Source organism: Thauera humireducens (genome assembly GCF_001051995.2).
GTDB lineage: Bacteria > Pseudomonadota > Gammaproteobacteria > Burkholderiales > Rhodocyclaceae > Thauera > Thauera humireducens.
Genome location: NZ_CP014646.1, coordinates 375,712 through 391,713, shown reverse-complemented (window position 1 = coordinate 391,713; position 16,002 = coordinate 375,712). Strand labels below are relative to the sequence as shown.

The window sequence follows — 16,002 nt, the reverse complement described above, 5'->3', positions numbered from 1 at the left end:
TCAGGCCAGCGCCAGCATCCTGCGCAGGGAACCCAACAGCACATCCGCCTCCTGATGACCGTCGCGTGAGGCACGCATCGCCATGTGCCAGCGGGCACTCAGGGACAGGAGTTCGCCGCGGCTTTCGGCCGACTCGATCTCGCGCGCAAGGGTCTTGCCAAGCAGGCCGAGGTGGCGCATCGCGCTGTCGCACATCAGCGCGCGGGCATGCTGCAGCACCGACGGATCGACCACCGGCGCGGCGTCGGGCTTGCTGACCTGAGGTGGCGCAGAAGGATTCCTGATCAGGCCGGCGGCCTCGAGTTCGGCGAGTTGCGCGGCGACCGCATCCGCGCCAAGCAGGTTCGCGAGTTGCGCCGCATCGCGCTCACCATCGATCAGGATCAGCAGGCGGCGCAGGTTCGCGGGCAGGCGCAGGCTGCGTGCGGCAACTTCACGCACGCCGGCCTCGGTCTTGACATAGGTAACCCGCAGCGCTGACATGCCCCGACTCCCAATGAATGCACAAACGGCGGGGAGCCTAGGCGATCAAGGTTACGGGCGTTTTGCGTTGCGCCCCATCGCCCCGCGACATCCCCTCGGATTTCACGCATTCGCTGCGAATTCCGCCCCGAAATCTCCGCTCGCACCGCACAATTCCGTTCTTTGACCGGATCCCGCCTCGCGCGGTGTCACTCCATGAACATGGCACGCCCCTCCGTCCTGCAGCGCATCACGCGCGCAAGCCTCATCAGCCAGATCGCAGCCAGCTTGGTGCTTGGCATCCTTCTCGCGGTCTTCGCCCCGTCCGCGGCGGCGTCGGTCGCCCTGCTCGGCGACGTCTTCGTGTCGGCGCTGAAAGCCGTTGCCCCGGTGCTCGTCTTCGTACTCGTCGCCTCCGCGATCGCCAGCCACCGCCACGGTCAGCCCACGCACATCCGCCCGGTGCTGATCCTCTACCTGATCGGCACGCTCGGCGCGGCGCTGGTGGCGGTGGTCGCCAGCTTCGCCTTTCCGACCACGCTGATCCTCGACGCACCGCAGGCCGCGGGCACGCCGCCGGGCGGCATCGTCGGCGTGCTCAAGAACCTGCTGCTGAGCGCGGTCGCCAATCCGGTGAAAGCGCTGATGGAGGCCAACTACATCGGCATCCTCGCCTGGGCCGCCGCGCTGGGCATCGGCCTGCGCCATGCCACGGAGAGCACGCGGACGCTGCTGGTCGACGTCGCCGACGCGGTGTCCGGCATCGTGCGCATGGTCATCCGTCTGGCACCGCTGGGCATCTTCGGCCTGGTCGCGAGCACGCTGGCCGACACCGGCCTGGGCGCCCTGCTCGACTACGGCCGGCTGCTGCTGCTCATCGTCGGCTGCATGCTGTTCGTCGCACTGGTGATGAACCCGCTGATCGTGTTCTGGAAGATCCGCCGCAACCCCTACCCGCTGGTCTTCACCTGCCTGCGCGAGAGCGCGACGACTGCGTTCTTCACCCGCAGCTCGGCCGCCAACATCCCGATCAACCTCGACCTATGCCGTCGCCTCGACCTGCACGAGGACACCTACTCGATCTCGATTCCGCTCGGCGCCACCATCAACATGGCGGGCGCGGCCATCACCATCACGGTGATGGCCCTCGCTGCCGCGCACACGCTGGGCATCCAGGTGGACCTGCCCACCGCGCTGCTGCTCTGCATCGTGGCCTCGCTCGCGGCCTGCGGCGTGTCGGGCGTGGCGGGGGGCTCGCTGCTGCTGATCCCGATGGCCTGCGCGCTGTTCGGCATCGAGAGCGACGTGGCGATGCAGGTGGTGGCGATTGGCTTCATCATCAGCGTGGTGCAGGATTCGGTCGAGACCGCACTCAACTCCTCCACCGACGTGCTGTTCACCGCCGCCGCATGCACGGCGCCGGCCCCGAAGGGCGCAGCCGAAACTGCCTGAGACCGACGATGCAGCATTTCGCCAGTGACAACTACGCCGGCATCTGCCCGGAGGCGCTCGCCGCGCTGCAGGCGGCCAACGCCGGCCACGCCCCCGCCTATGGCGAGGACGAATGGACGCAGCGCGTGTCGGACCGGCTGCGTGCCCTGTTCGAGACCGACTGCGACGTCTATTTCGTCTTCAACGGCACCGCGGCCAATTCGCTCGCGCTCGCCTCGCTGTGCCAGAGCTATCAGAGCGTGATCTGCCACGAGATCGCCCACGTCGATACCGACGAGTGCGGCGCGCCCGAGTTCTTCTCCAACGGTGCCAAGCTGCTGCCGGCACGCGGCGCCAACGGCAAGCTCACCGTCGATGCGGTGACCGAACTGATCACGCGGCGCAACGACATCCACTACCCGCGCCCGCGCGTCCTCACGCTGACGCAGGCCACCGAAGTCGGCACGGTGTATCGGCCGGACGAGATCGCCGCGCTTGCCGAACTGGCGCATCGCTACGGGCTGCACGTTCACATGGATGGCGCGCGCTTCGCCAACGCCACCGCGTCCCTGGGCCTCGCGCCGGCGGAATTCACCTGGCGCGCAGGAGTGGATGTGCTGTGCTTCGGCGGCACCAAGATGGGCCTGCCGGTGGGTGAGGCCGTGGTGTTCTTCGACCGCAAGCTGTCGGAGGACTTCGCCTGGCGTTGCAAGCAGGCGGGCCAGCTCGCGTCCAAGATGCGCTTCCTGTCGGCGCCCTGGCTCGGCATGCTGGAGGACGGTGCCTGGCTGCGCCACGCCGCCCACGCCAACGCGATGGCGCAGCGCCTCGCTGCCGGCCTGCACGGCATTTCCGGCATCCGCCTGCTGTTCGAGGTGCAGGCCAACGGCGTGTTCTGCAGCCTGCCCGAGCCGGTGATGAGCGGCCTGCGCGAGCGCGGCTGGCGCTTCTACACCTTCATCGGGACCGACGGCGCCCGCTTCATGTGCGGCTGGGACACCCTGCCCGAAAGCGTCGACGCGCTGCTGGCGGACATCCGCACGCTGGCGCGCTGAACGCGTCGCGTCAGAGTCCGCGCCCGAACGCCATGCTCAGTCGCGGCGCGCCGGATTCAGCCAGCCGCGCATCAGTCGCGTCAGTCGCGGCATCACCAGCCAGGTCATGGTCATGACGATCAGCGCGGTCAGCAGCGCCGTGCGCAGCAGGAAAGGCAGGCCCTGCAGCCAGGGCGCGACGAACCAGAGGAAGAAGGACACCGTCGGGAAGATGCCGAGCCAGGTCACCAGCGCCATCCGCGCGCGCGGCGGATGCATGCTGGCGGGCACGACGGCGGGCTCGAACCAGGCTTCGAGGCCGCTCATCTTGCGGAACTCGGGTTCGCCCTCGGCCACTTCGCGCAGGCGCTCCAGGCAATGGGCGCGCGCGGCGCTGCGGTCCCATTCGTCGAGCTCGGCCTCGGAGGCAAAGCGGGTCACGATCTGATACTCCCCGTCGGGCACCTCCGGCGGAATGACGTCGCCACCGAGGAAACCCTTGTGGGCGCGCATCTTCGCCAGCATCTCGCGCAGCCGCTCCTCGTATTCGCGCTCACGCCCCGGCTGCGCGCGCCGGCGGGCGATACGGGTGACGCGGGCTGCCGGGCTGTCTGTCGTGCTGCTCATCGTGTCATGGACTCCGCGGCCTGCCGCTGTCGGCGCCGCCAATGTCGAGTTGAAAATGTCGAGTTGAAAATGTCGGGTTGAAAATGTCGGGTTGAAAATGTCGGGTTGAAAATGCCGGCGCCCCGGCCGCCCCCGGGTCGGGCGGCAGCCGGGGTTTCCGGTCAGCTTGCGGTGGGCAGGCCCGTCACAGCGGCATGATCAGCTTGAACCAGGCCTTGTCGCCCTTGAAGCGGTTCTCGGCCTCGGCTTCGTGGTGCCACTGGGCGATGAAATGCATGCCGTTCTTGGTCGTGTAGGTCACGCTCGGGCCGATCGCGAAGACTTCGCCCTTGCGACCGTCGGACCAGGGACCGAACGCCGACGAGATCTTGCGCCCATCGAGTTCGTCATTGGTCGTCTGTTTCAGGTAGTAGCCCGAAAGGCCCACGCCCCAAGGGCCGAAGCGCTTGCCGACCAGATAGTCCATGTGGAATTCGTCGCCGGACTGGTAGTCCATCTTCGGCACCCCCACTACCGGGCGGAAGTCCTTGTTCTCCGACTTCATGTTGTACATGAACTTGGCCGACACCTCCCAGCCGGTGTCCCCCATGTAGGTGACGGCGAAGATCGGCTCGACGCTCCAGTAGTTGGCCCCAATGCTCTCGCGCGGCTCGCCCGACTTGTAGGTTCCGGTCGGCAGGTTGATGTCGAGCGCCAGGGCCCAGTGCCAGTTCTTCGTGTGCCAGGACAGGATGAACGGGTTGATGGTGATGTCACCGAGGCCGAACTTCGACTTCGATCCTGCGCCGAGGCTCACGTCCTGATGCACCAGCGGCACGATGACGTGCCAGCCCCAGTTGGCACCGAGGATCTTGTGCTCGGTGGTCTGCACGAAGCGCAGCGCATCGAACCATGCATCGACACCGGCACCGCGCACGCGCTTGCCGTCGCCATCCACCAGGTCGCCGCTGTAGTAGCCGAAATAGTTGATGAAGTAGTTGCCCGGGGGCGGCACGGCGCCTGCCAGCCAGGTCTCGGCGCCGTTCGGGTACTGGTCGCCCCCTTCCTTCGCCTGCGCACTGCCGAGTGCGAGCACGCCCAACGCGACGGCTGCAGCGATCTTCCTGATTTCCATGTCCCTTTCTCCTCCTTGATGGTTGTGTTGCTGCAATGTCTGCTGCCCTTCTGCCGGCACCCTCTGCAGGATGCTCGGTGGAACACCGCGACGACGTCGCGTGCGCTCAGCGACCGAGGTCCTTCGCCGACACGCCGCCGATGCCCCAGTTGCCCTTCGGCACCTCGCTGATCAGCACGCGAACGGTCTGCTGCGGCGCATCGAGCGCTTCGACCAGCGCCTGGGTAACCTTCTCGATCACGGCGCGCTTCTGCTCTTCGGTACGGCCTTCGAGGATGTGAATCTGCGCAAACGGCATTGCCTTCTCCCGGAATGAGGTCGGGGCGCCGGAGGACGCCCCGAAGGGTTCGATTTACTTGAAGCGGACGGACACCGAGCCGAGGTCCTGCACCCGCAGCGTGACGTCGTCGCCAGGCTGCACGGCCACCGCCTCGGTGATGCCGCCCGACAGGATCAGCGTGCCGGCGGGGATCTCCTCGCCGCGCTCGCCCAGCATGTTGGCCAGCATGGCGATGGCTGCCGCCGGGTGCCCCAGCACCGCGGCACCGGCGCCGAAGGCCACCGGCTCGCCGTTCTTCTCCAGCACGATGCCGGTGGTGCGCAGGTCGAGGTCGGCTACGTTGCCCATCCGGCCACCGACGACGAAACGGCTCGACGAGCAGTTGTCGGCGACCACGCTCTTCAGGTCGAACTTGAAGTCGCGGTAGCGGCTGTCGATGACCTCGATGGCGGGAATCACGAAATCCGTCGCTGCCAGCACGGCGCCGATGTGGCAACCGGGTCCGCGCAGCGGCGCCTTGGTGACGAAGGCGATCTCGGGCTCGACCTTGGGATGGATCAGCTTCGAGGTGTCGATCTCACCCCCCTCGGGCACGCTGAAGTAATCCACCAGGAAGCCGAACACCGGCGTCTCGACGCCCATCTGCTTCATCTTGGCGTGCGAGGTCAGGCCGGCCTTGAGGCCGATGACCCGGTTGCCGCGGGCGATCTTGCGCCGCTTGATCTCGTCCTGGATCGCATAGGCGTCATCCCAGTCCATGTCGGGATGCGCATCGGTGATCTTGGGCGTGTCCTTCGCCTCCAGCTCGCAGGTTTCGAGATGAATGGCCAGTTGTTTGATGACTTCACGTGACAGTTTCATGCTGCAATCCCCTTCGCCCGCGCCAGATTCAGCGCCGTATCCTCGATCATGTCCTCCTGCCCGCCGACCATGCCGCGCCGGCCCATCTCGACCAGGATCTCGCGCGCGGGCACGCCGTACTTCTTCTCGGCGCGCTTGGCGAACAGCAGGAAGGAGCCATACACCCCGGCGTAGCCCAGCGTGAGCGCGTCGCGGTCGATGCGGATCGGGAAGTCCATGATCGGCACCACCAGGTCTTCGGCCACGTCCTGGATCCTGAACACGTCCACGCCGGTCTCGATCCCCATCAGGTCGCACACCGCGATGAAGACTTCCATCGGGGTGTTGCCCGCCCCGGCACCCAGCCCGGCGGCCGCCGCGTCGATGCGGGTGGCACCGACTTCGAGCGCGGCGAGGCTGTTGGCCACGCCCATGGCGAGGTTGTGGTGGCCGTGAAAGCCCAGTTCGGTCTCGGGCTTGAGCGCATCGCGCACCGCGCTGAGGCGGGATTTGACCGTGTCGGGCAGCAGGTGCCCGGCCGAGTCGGTGACGTAGATGCAGTTGGCGCCGTAGCTCTCCATCAGCTTGGCTTGTTTGACCAGCCCTTCGGGGCTGTTCATGTGGGCCATCATCAGGAAGCCGACGGTGTCCATGCCAAGCTTGCGGGCCATGCCGATGTGTTGCTCGGAGACATCCGCCTCGGTGCAGTGGGTGGCCACCCGGATGGTCGACACGCCGATCTCGTGCGCCATCTTCAGGTGGTCCACCGTGCCGATGCCCGGCAGCAACAGCGCCGAGACCCTGGCCTGCTTCATCAGCGGGATCACCGCGCCGAGGTATTCCTCGTCGCTGTGGGCGGGGAAGCCGTAGTTCACCGAGCTGCCGCCGAGGCCGTCGCCGTGGGTGACCTCGATCAGCGGGATGCCCGCTTCGTCCAGGCCGACGGCGATCGTCTTCATCTGCTCGAGCGTCATCAGGTGGCGCTTGGGGTGCATGCCATCGCGCAGGGTCATGTCGTGGACGGTGATCTTCTTGCCGCGAAGTTCCATGTTCTTCATCTCCTTCGTTCGGTCGCCGCTCAGGCCACCAGCGTGGCGCGGTTGGATTCGAGTTTCAGGCGCCCGGCGAGGATCTCCTCGGCGAACATCTCGGCGGTGCGCGCACCGGCCGCGGTCATGATGTCGAGGTTGCCGGCGTACTTGGGCAGGTAGTCGCCCAGGCCTTCGACTTCGAGGAAGACCGAGACGCGGTTGCCGTCGAACACCGGGCCATTCACCAGGCGGTAGCCGGGGACGTACTTCTGCACTTCGCGGATCATGGCGTGGATGGATTCGGTGACCGCGGCCTGGTCCGGTTCGGTCTCGGTCAGGCAATGCACCGTGTCGCGCATGATCAGGGGCGGTTCGGCCGGGTTCAGGATGATGATGGCCTTGCCCTTCTTGGCGCCGCCCACCTTCTCGACCGCGCCCGCGGTGGTGCGGGTGAACTCGTCGATGTTCTTGCGCGTGCCCGGACCGGCCGATTTGCTCGACACGGTGGCGACGATCTCGCCGTAGGCCACCGGCTGCACGCGGGACACGGCCGCGACCATCGGGATCGTGGCCTGGCCGCCGCAGGTGACCATGTTGACGTTCATCTCGGAGAGCAGGCCCCCACGCTCACTGCGTTCGCTGCCCCCCGAGGGGGTTTGGCCGTCTTGGGAGCGGCCCGGCGACGGCCAGCCCACGTGCTCGGCAAGGTTCACCGGCGGCACGCAGAACGGGCCGATCGCGGCCGGGGTGAGGTCGATCATCAGCACGCCCAGCTCGTTGAGCTTGCGGCTGTTCTCGGCATGGACGTAGGCGCTGGTGGCGTCGAAGGCGATCTGCACGCCGTCGGCGACCACATGCGGCAGCAGGCCGTCGACGCCCTCGGCGGTGGTCTTGAGGCCCATCTCGCGCGCACGCGCCAGGCCCTCGGAGGTGGCGTCGATCCCCACCATCCACACCGGCTCCAGCACCGGGCTACGCTTCAACTTGTACAGCAGGTCGGTGCCGATGTTGCCCGGACCGATCAGGGCGCATTTGATCTTGTTCATGAGAGCTTCCTTGCAAGGAGTGGCGTAAGGACGCAGACCGCACGGCCCCCGGAGAAAGTGGGAGACGGGAGCCGTGCAGTTGCGAACTGGACACGCGCAATCAGACGAAACGCACCGAACAACTGCCGATGCCGCCGATGGTGACGCGCAGGTTGTCGCCAGCCGCAACCGGCACCATGATCGCGAGCGAGCCGGACAGGACGACTTCACCGGCCTTCAGCGGAATGTCGAGTGCGCCCAGGGTGTTGGCCAGCCAAGCCACCGCGTTGGCAGGCGCCCCCAGCGCCGCGGCGCCCGAGCCGGTGGCGACGATCTCGCCGTTCTTCTCCAGCACCATGCCGCAGGTGTTCAGGTCGACCTTGCGCGGATCGACCAGGCTGTCGCCCAGCACGAACACACCGCACGAGGCGTTGTCCGCGACGGTGTCCTGGATCTTGATCTTCCAGTCGCGGATGCGCGAATCGACGATCTCGAAGCAGGTCATGACGCCTTCGGTGGCGGCCAGCACGTCGGCCGCGGTCACGCCCGGACCCTTGAGATCCTTCTTCAGCACGAAGGCGATCTCGCCTTCGGCCTTGGGCTGGATCAGGGTGTTGGCGGGAATCGCCTCGCCCTCGTTGTAGAGCATGCCGTCGGTGAGCATGCCGAAGTCGGGCTGGAACACGCCGAGCATGTTCATCACCGCCTTGCTGGTGACACCGATCTTCTTGCCGACGATGCGCTCGCCCGCCTCGAGGCGCCGCGCGATCATGCGCTGCTGGACGCGATAGGCGTCCTCGACGGTGATGTCGGAATGTCGCTCGGTGAGCGGCGACAGCACCTCGCGCTTGACCAGCGCCTGATAGAGCTCGTCGCCGAGCTGTTCGATGGTGTTCTTGTCCATGGCGGCGTTCCTCACAGCTTGATGCAGACGTTCTTGAGTTCGGTGTAGAACTCGAGCGAATGCACGCCGCCTTCGCGGCCGATGCCCGACTGCTTCGACCCGCCGAAGGGGGTGCGCAGGTCGCGCAGGAACCACGAGTTCACCCACACCAGGCCGGCTTCGATCTGGCCGGCGACACGGTGCGCGCGCGCCAGATCCTTGGTCCACACCGAGCAGGCGAGGCCGTACTCGGTGTCGTTGGCGCGGCGGATCACCTCGTCTTCGGCGTCGAAGGGCTGGATCAGGGTGCAGGGGCCGAAGATCTCCTCGCGCGCGATCGGCGAGCTGTCGTCCAGGCCGGTCCAGATGGTGGGCTGCACCCAGGCGCCGTTCGCCAACTCGCCCGGCATGTCGGGCACGCCGCCGCCGGTGACCACGGTGGCGCCCAGCGCCTTCGCCTTCTCGTAGTAGGACAACACCTTGCGCTTGTGCTCCTGCGAGATCAGCGGGCCGAGCCCGGTGGCTGCATCCTCGGGACGGCCGAGCCGCAGGCCTTCGGCACCCTTCTTCAGCGCCTCGACGAAGCGGTCGAAGATCGGACGTTCGACATAGACCCGCTCCGTACCCAGGCAGACCTGGCCGCAGTTGGCGAAGACCGAGCGCATCGTGCCTTCGATGGCGGCATCGAAGTCGCAGTCGGCGAAGACGATGGCGGGGTTCTTGCCCCCCATCTCCAGCGACACCGGGCGCGCACCGTCGGACGCTGCCTTCATGATCGCCGCGCCGGTGCGCGTCTCGCCGGTGAAGGTGATGGCATTGACGCCGGGATGGGTGGTGACGAACTCGCCCGCCGAACCGGGGCCGAAGCCGTGCACCACGTTGTACACGCCCCTGGGCATGCCGACCTCGTTCATGACTTCGCCCAGCAGCGTCGCGGTTTGTGGGGTCTCTTCGGACGGCTTCACCACCACGGTGTTGCCGCAGGCCAGCGCGGGGCCGACCTTCCAGGTCATCAGCAGCAACGGCAGGTTCCACGGGCAGATCACGCCGACCACGCCCACCGGGCGGCGCACGGCGTAGTTCAGCGCGCCGCGGCCGTCAGGGGTGGCCATCTCGAAGAACTCGGTCGGCACGCTCTTGATGACGTCGGCGAACACCTTGAAGTTGGCCGCGCCGCGCGGGATGTCGATGTGGCTGGCGAGGCTGCGCGGCTTGCCGGTGTCGGCGCATTCGGCCGCCAGGAAATCATCGAAGCGCTTGTTGATGCCGTCGGCCACCGCGTTGAGCAGGTCGACGCGCTCGGCCACGGTCATGCGGCCCCAGGGTCCGTTCAGCGCGGCGCGGGCCGCGGCGACGGCCGCATCGACCTCGGCCTTGCCGGCCTCGTGCACCTTGGCGATCAGCGCGTTGTCCAGCGGCGAGAACTTGTCAAAGGACTTGGCCGTGGCGACGAACTCGCCGTTGATGAAGTTGTGGATCTGTTTCATTGACTGCGCTCCCTCACGCTTCGTTGTCGTCGGCACCGATCGCGCGCAGGCCGGCCTGTGCGCAAATGCCATCCTGTTCTTCCGAGGCACCGGACACGCCGATGCCGCCCAGCAGGGCGCCACCACTGCGGATGGGCAGGCCACCGCCGAAGACGATGAGCCGCGGCTGGGCGGAGAATCCGAGCTTCATGCCCTCGTTGTCGCCCACCACCTTCATCCAGTCGCCGGTCGGGAAACCGAAGCCGCCCGCCGTGTAGGCCTTGTCGATGGCGATCGCGATCGACTGCGGAAAGGCCCCCGGCATGCGCAGGAATGCGACGAGGTTGCCCGCAGCATCGGCCACGGCGACGTTGATGCGCACACCGAGCCGCTGCGCCTCCTGCACGGCGGCCTCCACCGCCGCATGCGCGGCCTCCCAGCTGATCGTATTCTGCGTGACGGCAAGCTTCATTCTCTCGACTCCCATTTCGCGCCCTTGCGCCTTACCTGCATGAACTTAGACTACCATTTTCTCGACGTCAATATGTTTTCTCGATATTTTAATTAATCTACAGCAGTGCCTCGCGTCAGCTAGAATGCAAGCGAAACCTTCCTTCAGATCCCTCGCGGCCATGAGCGAAAACGCCCTCACCCAAGCCCCGGAAGCCCTGGAACCCAAGACCCTGGTCGAAGGCGCCTATCAGCGTCTGCGCCGCGACATCATCGAGGGCGTGCATGCACCGGGCGAGAAGCTGCGCGTCGAGCACCTCAAGGACCGCTACGACGTCGGCGCCGGCACGCTGCGCGAGGCGCTGCTGCTGCTGGTGACCGACGCCCTGGTCGTCGCGCAGGGCCAGCGTGGCTTCCGTGTCGCACCGATCTCGATCGCCGACTTCGAGGACATCACCCGCACCCGCGTACTGCTCGAGACCGAAGCGCTCAGGCAATCGATCGCCTCGGGTGGCGAGGAATGGGAAGCCGCGATCGTCGCCGCCTTCCACCGCCTGTCGCGTGCCGAGCAGCGCCTGGCCGATCACGACGTCGGCACCACGCAGGAATGGGAGGTCCGCAACCGCGCCTTCCATGAAGCCCTCATCTCCGCCTCCGGCTCGCGCTGGATCCGTCATTTCCAGCACATCCTCTACCAGCAGTCCGAGCGGTATCGCCGCATCAGCCTGTTCCGACAGCCCATCGCCCGCGACATCCATGCCGAGCACCAGGCCTTGTTCGAGGCAACGCTGGCACGCGATGCGACCCGCGCCACCTCCATCCTGACCGAGCACATCCTGCGCACCCTGGATGCCGTCAGGCGCATGCCGGCAGACTTCTTCACCGGCAAGGGCAAGCACTGAGACCCGGCCACGGCAGCGAGGCTGCCGTGGCCGCTGCCGCTTACGACACCACGGTCAGGAAGCGCTCGTTGAGCTTGCGGTCGTGGTAGAAGATGCCCGCACCGACCTCGTCCCAGGTCCAGCGGATCGGCTTCCAGTCCGGGTAGCACTGATAACCGCCGCAGAAGGTTTCGAAGCGGTTGCCCGACGGGTCGAAGGCGTAGATCGTGGTGCCGCGCGTAATGCCGTGGCGGGTCGGACCGATGTCGATCGACACCCGGTTCATCGACATGATGTCGGCCGCCCGCAGCACCTTCTCCCAGCTTTCGAGCAGGAAGGAGACGTGGTGCAGCTTGCCCGGCTCGGGATGGCGGACGAAGGCGATGTCGTGCGCCTTGATCGAGCACGACAGCCAGATCGCCAGATCGGTCTTGCCGTCTTCCATGATCACGTGCTCGACGAGGTAGAAGCCGAGCACGTTCACGAAGATGTCCTGCACCTTCTCGATGTCGGGACCGTAGAGCAGGCAATGGTCGAGGCGGATCGGAGCGATGCCACGCTCGGCGTCGTCGGTCCAGGGCGGCGGATTGGTGTAGGTGTCGTCGTTGCCGTAGTCGCTCTTCTCCCAGTACAGCTCGATCAGGTGGCCGGAAGGCACCTCGAAGCGCACGCGCTCGCCGGTCTCGAGCAGCTCGCCGGCCGGAATGCGCTCGGTCTTCACGCCGTAGGCCTGCAGGTCGCGGTCAAGCTTGTCGAGCGTGGCCTGGTCCGACACCTTGAAACCGAAGAAGTCGATGCCGGCGCTGTCGGCCTCGCGCAGGATCACGCTGTGGTGGTCGCGCTCGTCCCAGGCCTTGAAGTACACGCGGCCCTGGCTGTCGCGGCCGGTCTCGATCAGGCCGAGCACCTTGCCGTAGTGTTTGACCCCTTCCTCGATGTCGAGCACGCGGATCTGGGCGTGGCCCGGACGCAGAACACCAGTCATTGCCATGATTGTCTCCTCTCCATATTGATTGCCGGGGTGGATTCCCGCGGCGGTTTGAAATCGTCACGACACAGGCCGGCAGCCGGGCAGGCGCCGCCGGCCAGAGAACACTAGATGCGCTTGAACAGGGGGCTGCGGACCTGCTGGACATCGGCCGCGGAGAAGAACTTCTCCATGAAGATGTCCCGCTCGAACAGGCGGCCGTGCATCAGCGCGGTGATGCAGGCGTCGATCATCAGCGGCGGGCCGCACAGGTAGGCCTTGTGTCCGCGGAAGTCATTGTCGAAGTGCGCCGTCGCCGCGTCGTGGACATAGCCGCGGAAGCCGTCCCAGCCGGAGTCGGCCGGCTCGTCGGACAGGGCCGGGACGTAGCTGAAGTTCGGGTACTTCGCGGCGAGCGCGAGGAACGCGTCGTGGTAATACAGCTCGCCCCGGTTGCGCTGACCGTACACCAAGGTCATCGGTCGCGTGTCGCCGGCTTCGAGCAGGTCGAGGATCATCGAGCGCGGGCTCGACAGCCCGGAGCCGCCGGCCATGAACAGCAGCGCTTCGGGCGCCGACTTGCGCACGAAGAAGCGACCATAGGGGCCGGACAGGCGTACGCGTTCGCCGGCCTTGAGCTGCTCGTGGATCCAGGTGGTGCCCCGCCCGCCGGGCACGATGCGGATGTTGAGCTCCACCTCGCGTCCGGTCGAAGGCGGATTCGCCAGCGAGAAGGCCCGGCTGTACTCCCCGCCTTCGAGGAAGAAGTTGATGTACTGGCCGGCCTGGAAGTGCATCGGCTCGTCGGTCTCGATGAACACCGCCTTGATCGTCGGTGTCAGCGCCTCGATGCGGGTCACGGTGCCGGGGAAGTCGCGCACCGGAATCGACTCCGCGTCCGCCTCCTCCTCGATCTCTGCCTCGATCGTCACGTCGGACTCGAGGCGCGCACAGCAGGCCAGCGTCTTGCCCTCGTCGCGCTCGAAGTCCATCAGCGCGAAGCTGGACGCCTCGCCGTGGTCGACCTCGCCGTCGATCACCTGCACCTTGCAGGTGGCGCACAGGCCGTGGCAACAGGCATGGGGCAGCCAGACGCCCGCGCGCAGGGCGGCGTCGAGGATGGTCTGGCCCTCCTCCACTTCGATGGTCTGGCCGATCGGCTCAATGGTCAGTTCGTAGCTCATGATGCGTTTCCGTTCTTTTGCGTTCTCCGCCGGGCGAGGTTGGCAACCCGCCGCAGCGGGCCGCCATCCCTGCGCCGCGTCAGCTGCACGAACCCTTGATGCCGGTCAGGCCCGGCGTGCGGAAGCGGATTACGTCCTTGTGCCCGAGGCCGTTGTCGGCGAGCGACTTGTCGAAGTCGGGCGCGAACGGCTTGCCGGACTTCAGCCACTCGACCTTCGCCCAGTCGATCCGGGCAAAGTCCGGGTGGTAACCGAAGGCGGCCTTCATCGGTCCGGCAACCACGTCGCCGAAACGCATCGTCGGCGGAAAGGGGAAGCAGAACGGGGCGCAGAACAGCAGATGGTCTTCCCAGCCGATGTAGAGCAGTTGCGCGCCGTGGAACTTGTCCCTGGTGTCGGCGGGCGCGAAGTCGTACTTGGAAATGGCGACTACAGCCATGTCATGTCTCCTGATGTCTTGTCGTCGGTCGCGGGCTCAGATGTTCTTCGTCGCCTGGCCGCGCCATTCGGCGAAGTTCTTCTTGTCTTCCGAGATGTCGAAGTCGAGGTTGTCGCGACCATGCTCGAGGTTGTAGTACTTGAGCACCGCGCCAAGCGCGTCGAAGCCCTCGACCGTCGGGTCGGTGCCCTCGGGGAAGCAGTTGCCCTGGTAGATCTGGTGCACCGGCAGCCAGGCCTGGACGTACTTCTCCGGCTCGTGCTCGAAGATCGCTTTGCAGTGATCCGAGCAGAAGTGGTACTTGTCGCCCTTGTAGTCGACCTCGCGGTAGCAGATCTTGGTCGGGTCGCCGGGCTCGGTGAACAGCATGGGGATCTGGCAGGTCTGGCACAGCATGGGCAGCGTCTTGTTGTAGAAGCGGTTGCCCTTGACGGCCTGCTCGCGCCAGAACTCGTAGCGCGGACGGTAGTGCTTGTCGAAGCTCTCCGGGTACTTCGCCGACAGCCACGCCATCTCGTCCTCGTCCGGCATCCAGGTGTGGAAGTTGGCGGCGGCGGCGTAGTTGTAGAAGGTGCGCCAGGCCTGGTGCGACAGGTGGTCCTTCTCGAGCGCGATCTGCTCAGCACACTTGGGCATCTTGATGCCGTAACGGGCGAGGTCCTTGAACAGCGCGCCGCCGTTCTCTTCGAAGTACACCTCCCAGGCTTCCTTCCAGCTCATCGTGCGCTTGGGCAGCATGTAGTCCATCATCATCGCCACCAGGGTCAGCACGCGATAGCCGCGCCAGGTCCACTTGTCGATCCAGCGCTGCACGATGGGCACGTTGGCGGGGTCCTGCTCGAGGATGAACTTGATCACCTCGAGGCCCAGCGTCATGTGGCGTGCTTCGTCGGACTGCGCCGAGAAGCCGAAGGTCATCGTGCCCATGTCGCCGTTGTAGGCGGCGCCCGAGACGAAGGGCACGAACAGCAGGTTGGTCAGCACGTACTCGAACGAAAAGCCGATCGAGACCATGAACTCGAACGGCCCGGAAGTAATGGCGTCGTCGAAGAAGCTCTTGGGCACGGACAGGAACCACACGCGGTCATGCATGTGATGGAAGTCGTGCATGCCGTTGTAGTACTTGTTGTAGTTCGAGATCGCGTGCACCTGCGTCTGCGCATGGCGGATCTCGTCGAGCGACTGCATCAGGCAGGCGACGCGCGGGCCGGGGCCGGGGAAAGCCCTGCCGGCATGGGCGAAGCCGCGGTGGGCGACGTACTCGAGCGGGCTGATGCCGCTGATGAAGAGCTTGACGGTGTTGATGTAGCGCGCGTCGGTGACGTCGAGGTGGCCGTTGTTCTGGTTGAAGGCGTCGATGATCGCGTACAGCTTGCGCTCCTTCTCGGCCTGGTATTTCCAGTAGGCATCCATGGTCAGGCGGAAGGGGTCCTCCCACTTGTCCCAGTCGTGGATCTTGATCCCCTCGTAGGCGATGTAGGGGTAGATGTCCTCCATCTTCTGGTAGGACGGCGTCCAGTCGAGGCCCCGGGTCATCACCGCATAGCGCTCTTTCAGGCCGAGCTTCTTCTTGGCAACTTGCATGTCCATCGTCTTGTCTCCTCGGGGTCTCAGGATTTCCAGAACAGGGTGATCTCGTCGTCGGTCTGATCGAGATTGCCCGACATGGTGATCAGGTTGACCTGCAACTCCTGCAGGTCGTAGGCGCGGCCGGTGATCTCCTCGATCGTCTCGCGACGCACCACGAGGCGGCCGTCGGCGTTGATCTTCACCATCGCGGGCTGCGCGTCGACGACGGCCGAAGGGTTGTCCTGCAGGATCGCCTCGATGATCGGGCGGGTGTCTTCGTTGGTCTGCAATGCAAGGAATACGGTCGACATGGGTGCTC

At 66.1% G+C, this 16,002-nt stretch carries 18 protein-coding genes; 3 read left to right on the top strand and 15 right to left on the bottom strand.

Features of this window, described 5'->3' with window-relative positions; all coding sequences use genetic code 11:
- Window positions 1–483 (bottom strand): hypothetical protein, encoded by a 483-nt coding sequence (locus AC731_RS01855; RefSeq protein ID WP_004252912.1) that lies wholly within the window; start codon window positions 481–483, stop codon window positions 1–3.
- Window positions 484–678: 195 nt separating this feature from the next.
- On the opposite strand from AC731_RS01855, the gene sstT reads away from it, so the two are divergent.
- Entirely contained in the window at window positions 679–1,914 is a 1,236-nt protein-coding gene (sstT, locus tag AC731_RS01850; RefSeq protein ID WP_004252910.1) for a serine/threonine transporter SstT, read from the top strand.
- An 8-nt stretch (window positions 1,915–1,922) separates the two neighbouring features.
- Window positions 1,923–2,948, top strand: coding sequence for a threonine aldolase family protein (locus AC731_RS01845; RefSeq protein ID WP_004252908.1), 1,026 nt, complete (start codon window positions 1,923–1,925; stop codon window positions 2,946–2,948).
- Between the two features lie 36 nt (window positions 2,949–2,984).
- Here the strand turns inward: AC731_RS01845 and AC731_RS01840 are convergent, their stop codons facing one another.
- The 9 genes from AC731_RS01840 to AC731_RS01800 form a co-directional block, all read right to left on the bottom strand.
- Entirely contained in the window at window positions 2,985–3,554 is a 570-nt protein-coding gene (locus AC731_RS01840) for an antibiotic biosynthesis monooxygenase (RefSeq protein WP_048708903.1), read from the bottom strand.
- A gap of 184 nt (window positions 3,555–3,738) precedes the next feature.
- Window positions 3,739–4,668 carry a SphA family protein gene (locus tag AC731_RS01835; protein WP_048708901.1) on the bottom strand — a complete coding sequence of 310 codons (930 nt, stop codon included), beginning with the start codon at window positions 4,666–4,668 and terminating at the stop codon, window positions 3,739–3,741.
- Window positions 4,669–4,774: 106 nt separating this feature from the next.
- Complete coding sequence (locus AC731_RS01830; RefSeq protein ID WP_048708900.1) at window positions 4,775–4,966, bottom strand: 4-oxalocrotonate tautomerase; 192 nt, start codon at window positions 4,964–4,966, stop codon at window positions 4,775–4,777.
- A 54-nt stretch (window positions 4,967–5,020) separates the two neighbouring features.
- Window positions 5,021–5,809: a 2-oxo-3-hexenedioate decarboxylase gene (dmpH, locus tag AC731_RS01825; protein WP_048708899.1), complete on the bottom strand. Its 789-nt coding sequence runs from the start codon at window positions 5,807–5,809 to the stop codon at window positions 5,021–5,023.
- Window positions 5,806–6,837, bottom strand: coding sequence for a 4-hydroxy-2-oxovalerate aldolase (gene dmpG / locus AC731_RS01820; protein ID WP_048710469.1), 1,032 nt, complete (start codon window positions 6,835–6,837; stop codon window positions 5,806–5,808). The genes dmpH and dmpG overlap by 4 nt, the downstream gene beginning before the upstream one ends.
- A 29-nt stretch (window positions 6,838–6,866) precedes the next feature.
- Window positions 6,867–7,865, bottom strand: coding sequence for an acetaldehyde dehydrogenase (acetylating) (locus tag AC731_RS01815; protein ID WP_048708897.1), 999 nt, complete (start codon window positions 7,863–7,865; stop codon window positions 6,867–6,869).
- 100 nt (window positions 7,866–7,965) lie between these two features.
- On the bottom strand, window positions 7,966–8,748 hold the full coding sequence (gene dmpE / locus AC731_RS01810; RefSeq protein WP_048708896.1) for a 2-oxopent-4-enoate hydratase: 783 nt from the start codon (window positions 8,746–8,748) through the stop codon (window positions 7,966–7,968).
- 11 nt (window positions 8,749–8,759) lie between these two features.
- Complete coding sequence (locus AC731_RS01805; RefSeq protein ID WP_004252848.1) at window positions 8,760–10,214, bottom strand: 2-hydroxymuconic semialdehyde dehydrogenase; 1,455 nt, start codon at window positions 10,212–10,214, stop codon at window positions 8,760–8,762.
- Between the two features lie 13 nt (window positions 10,215–10,227).
- Window positions 10,228–10,665 (bottom strand): GlcG/HbpS family heme-binding protein, encoded by a 438-nt coding sequence (locus AC731_RS01800; protein WP_004252847.1) that lies wholly within the window; start codon window positions 10,663–10,665, stop codon window positions 10,228–10,230.
- A 160-nt stretch (window positions 10,666–10,825) separates the two neighbouring features.
- Here AC731_RS01800 and AC731_RS01795 point away from each other — a divergent pair, with 160 nt between their 5' ends.
- Window positions 10,826–11,545 carry an FCD domain-containing protein gene (locus AC731_RS01795; protein WP_004252846.1) on the top strand — a complete coding sequence of 240 codons (720 nt, stop codon included), beginning with the start codon at window positions 10,826–10,828 and terminating at the stop codon, window positions 11,543–11,545.
- Between the two features lie 40 nt (window positions 11,546–11,585).
- Here AC731_RS01795 and AC731_RS01790 read toward each other — a convergent pair whose 3' ends face one another.
- The 5 genes from AC731_RS01790 to AC731_RS01770 all read right to left on the bottom strand — a co-directional run bounded on the left by AC731_RS01790 (window position 11,586) and on the right by AC731_RS01770 (window position 15,994).
- Window positions 11,586–12,515 (bottom strand): catechol 2,3-dioxygenase, encoded by a 930-nt coding sequence (locus AC731_RS01790; protein ID WP_048708894.1) that lies wholly within the window; start codon window positions 12,513–12,515, stop codon window positions 11,586–11,588.
- 104 nt (window positions 12,516–12,619) lie between these two features.
- Window positions 12,620–13,675, bottom strand: a complete 1,056-nt coding sequence (locus tag AC731_RS01785) for an NADH:ubiquinone reductase (Na(+)-transporting) subunit F (RefSeq protein WP_048708892.1) — start codon at window positions 13,673–13,675, stop codon at window positions 12,620–12,622.
- 79 nt (window positions 13,676–13,754) lie between these two features.
- Window positions 13,755–14,114 carry a phenol hydroxylase subunit P4 gene (locus AC731_RS01780; RefSeq protein WP_048708890.1) on the bottom strand — a complete coding sequence of 120 codons (360 nt, stop codon included), beginning with the start codon at window positions 14,112–14,114 and terminating at the stop codon, window positions 13,755–13,757.
- Between the two features lie 36 nt (window positions 14,115–14,150).
- Entirely contained in the window at window positions 14,151–15,704 is a 1,554-nt protein-coding gene (locus AC731_RS01775) for an aromatic/alkene/methane monooxygenase hydroxylase/oxygenase subunit alpha (RefSeq protein WP_048708889.1), read from the bottom strand.
- 20 nt (window positions 15,705–15,724) lie between these two features.
- On the bottom strand, window positions 15,725–15,994 hold the full coding sequence (locus AC731_RS01770; RefSeq protein WP_048708888.1) for an MmoB/DmpM family protein: 270 nt from the start codon (window positions 15,992–15,994) through the stop codon (window positions 15,725–15,727).
- Between the last annotated feature and the right edge of the window lie 8 nt (window positions 15,995–16,002).

Coding starts and splice junctions, on each gene's coding strand:
- AC731_RS01855 (WP_004252912.1), bottom strand. CDS start 483: ATGTCAGCGCTGCGGGTTACCTATGTCAAGACCGAGGCCGGCGTGCGT.
- sstT (WP_004252910.1), top strand. CDS start 679: ATGAACATGGCACGCCCCTCCGTCCTGCAGCGCATCACGCGCGCAAGC.
- AC731_RS01845 (WP_004252908.1), top strand. CDS start 1,923: ATGCAGCATTTCGCCAGTGACAACTACGCCGGCATCTGCCCGGAGGCG.
- AC731_RS01840 (WP_048708903.1), bottom strand. CDS start 3,554: ATGAGCAGCACGACAGACAGCCCGGCAGCCCGCGTCACCCGTATCGCC.
- AC731_RS01835 (WP_048708901.1), bottom strand. CDS start 4,668: ATGGAAATCAGGAAGATCGCTGCAGCCGTCGCGTTGGGCGTGCTCGCA.
- AC731_RS01830 (WP_048708900.1), bottom strand. CDS start 4,966: ATGCCGTTTGCGCAGATTCACATCCTCGAAGGCCGTACCGAAGAGCAG.
- dmpH (WP_048708899.1), bottom strand. CDS start 5,809: ATGAAACTGTCACGTGAAGTCATCAAACAACTGGCCATTCATCTCGAA.
- dmpG (WP_048710469.1), bottom strand. CDS start 6,837: ATGGAACTTCGCGGCAAGAAGATCACCGTCCACGACATGACCCTGCGC.
- AC731_RS01815 (WP_048708897.1), bottom strand. CDS start 7,865: ATGAACAAGATCAAATGCGCCCTGATCGGTCCGGGCAACATCGGCACC.
- dmpE (WP_048708896.1), bottom strand. CDS start 8,748: ATGGACAAGAACACCATCGAACAGCTCGGCGACGAGCTCTATCAGGCG.
- AC731_RS01805 (WP_004252848.1), bottom strand. CDS start 10,214: ATGAAACAGATCCACAACTTCATCAACGGCGAGTTCGTCGCCACGGCC.
- AC731_RS01800 (WP_004252847.1), bottom strand. CDS start 10,665: ATGAAGCTTGCCGTCACGCAGAATACGATCAGCTGGGAGGCCGCGCAT.
- AC731_RS01795 (WP_004252846.1), top strand. CDS start 10,826: ATGAGCGAAAACGCCCTCACCCAAGCCCCGGAAGCCCTGGAACCCAAG.
- AC731_RS01790 (WP_048708894.1), bottom strand. CDS start 12,515: ATGGCAATGACTGGTGTTCTGCGTCCGGGCCACGCCCAGATCCGCGTG.
- AC731_RS01785 (WP_048708892.1), bottom strand. CDS start 13,675: ATGAGCTACGAACTGACCATTGAGCCGATCGGCCAGACCATCGAAGTG.
- AC731_RS01780 (WP_048708890.1), bottom strand. CDS start 14,114: ATGGCTGTAGTCGCCATTTCCAAGTACGACTTCGCGCCCGCCGACACC.
- AC731_RS01775 (WP_048708889.1), bottom strand. CDS start 15,704: ATGGACATGCAAGTTGCCAAGAAGAAGCTCGGCCTGAAAGAGCGCTAT.
- AC731_RS01770 (WP_048708888.1), bottom strand. CDS start 15,994: ATGTCGACCGTATTCCTTGCATTGCAGACCAACGAAGACACCCGCCCG.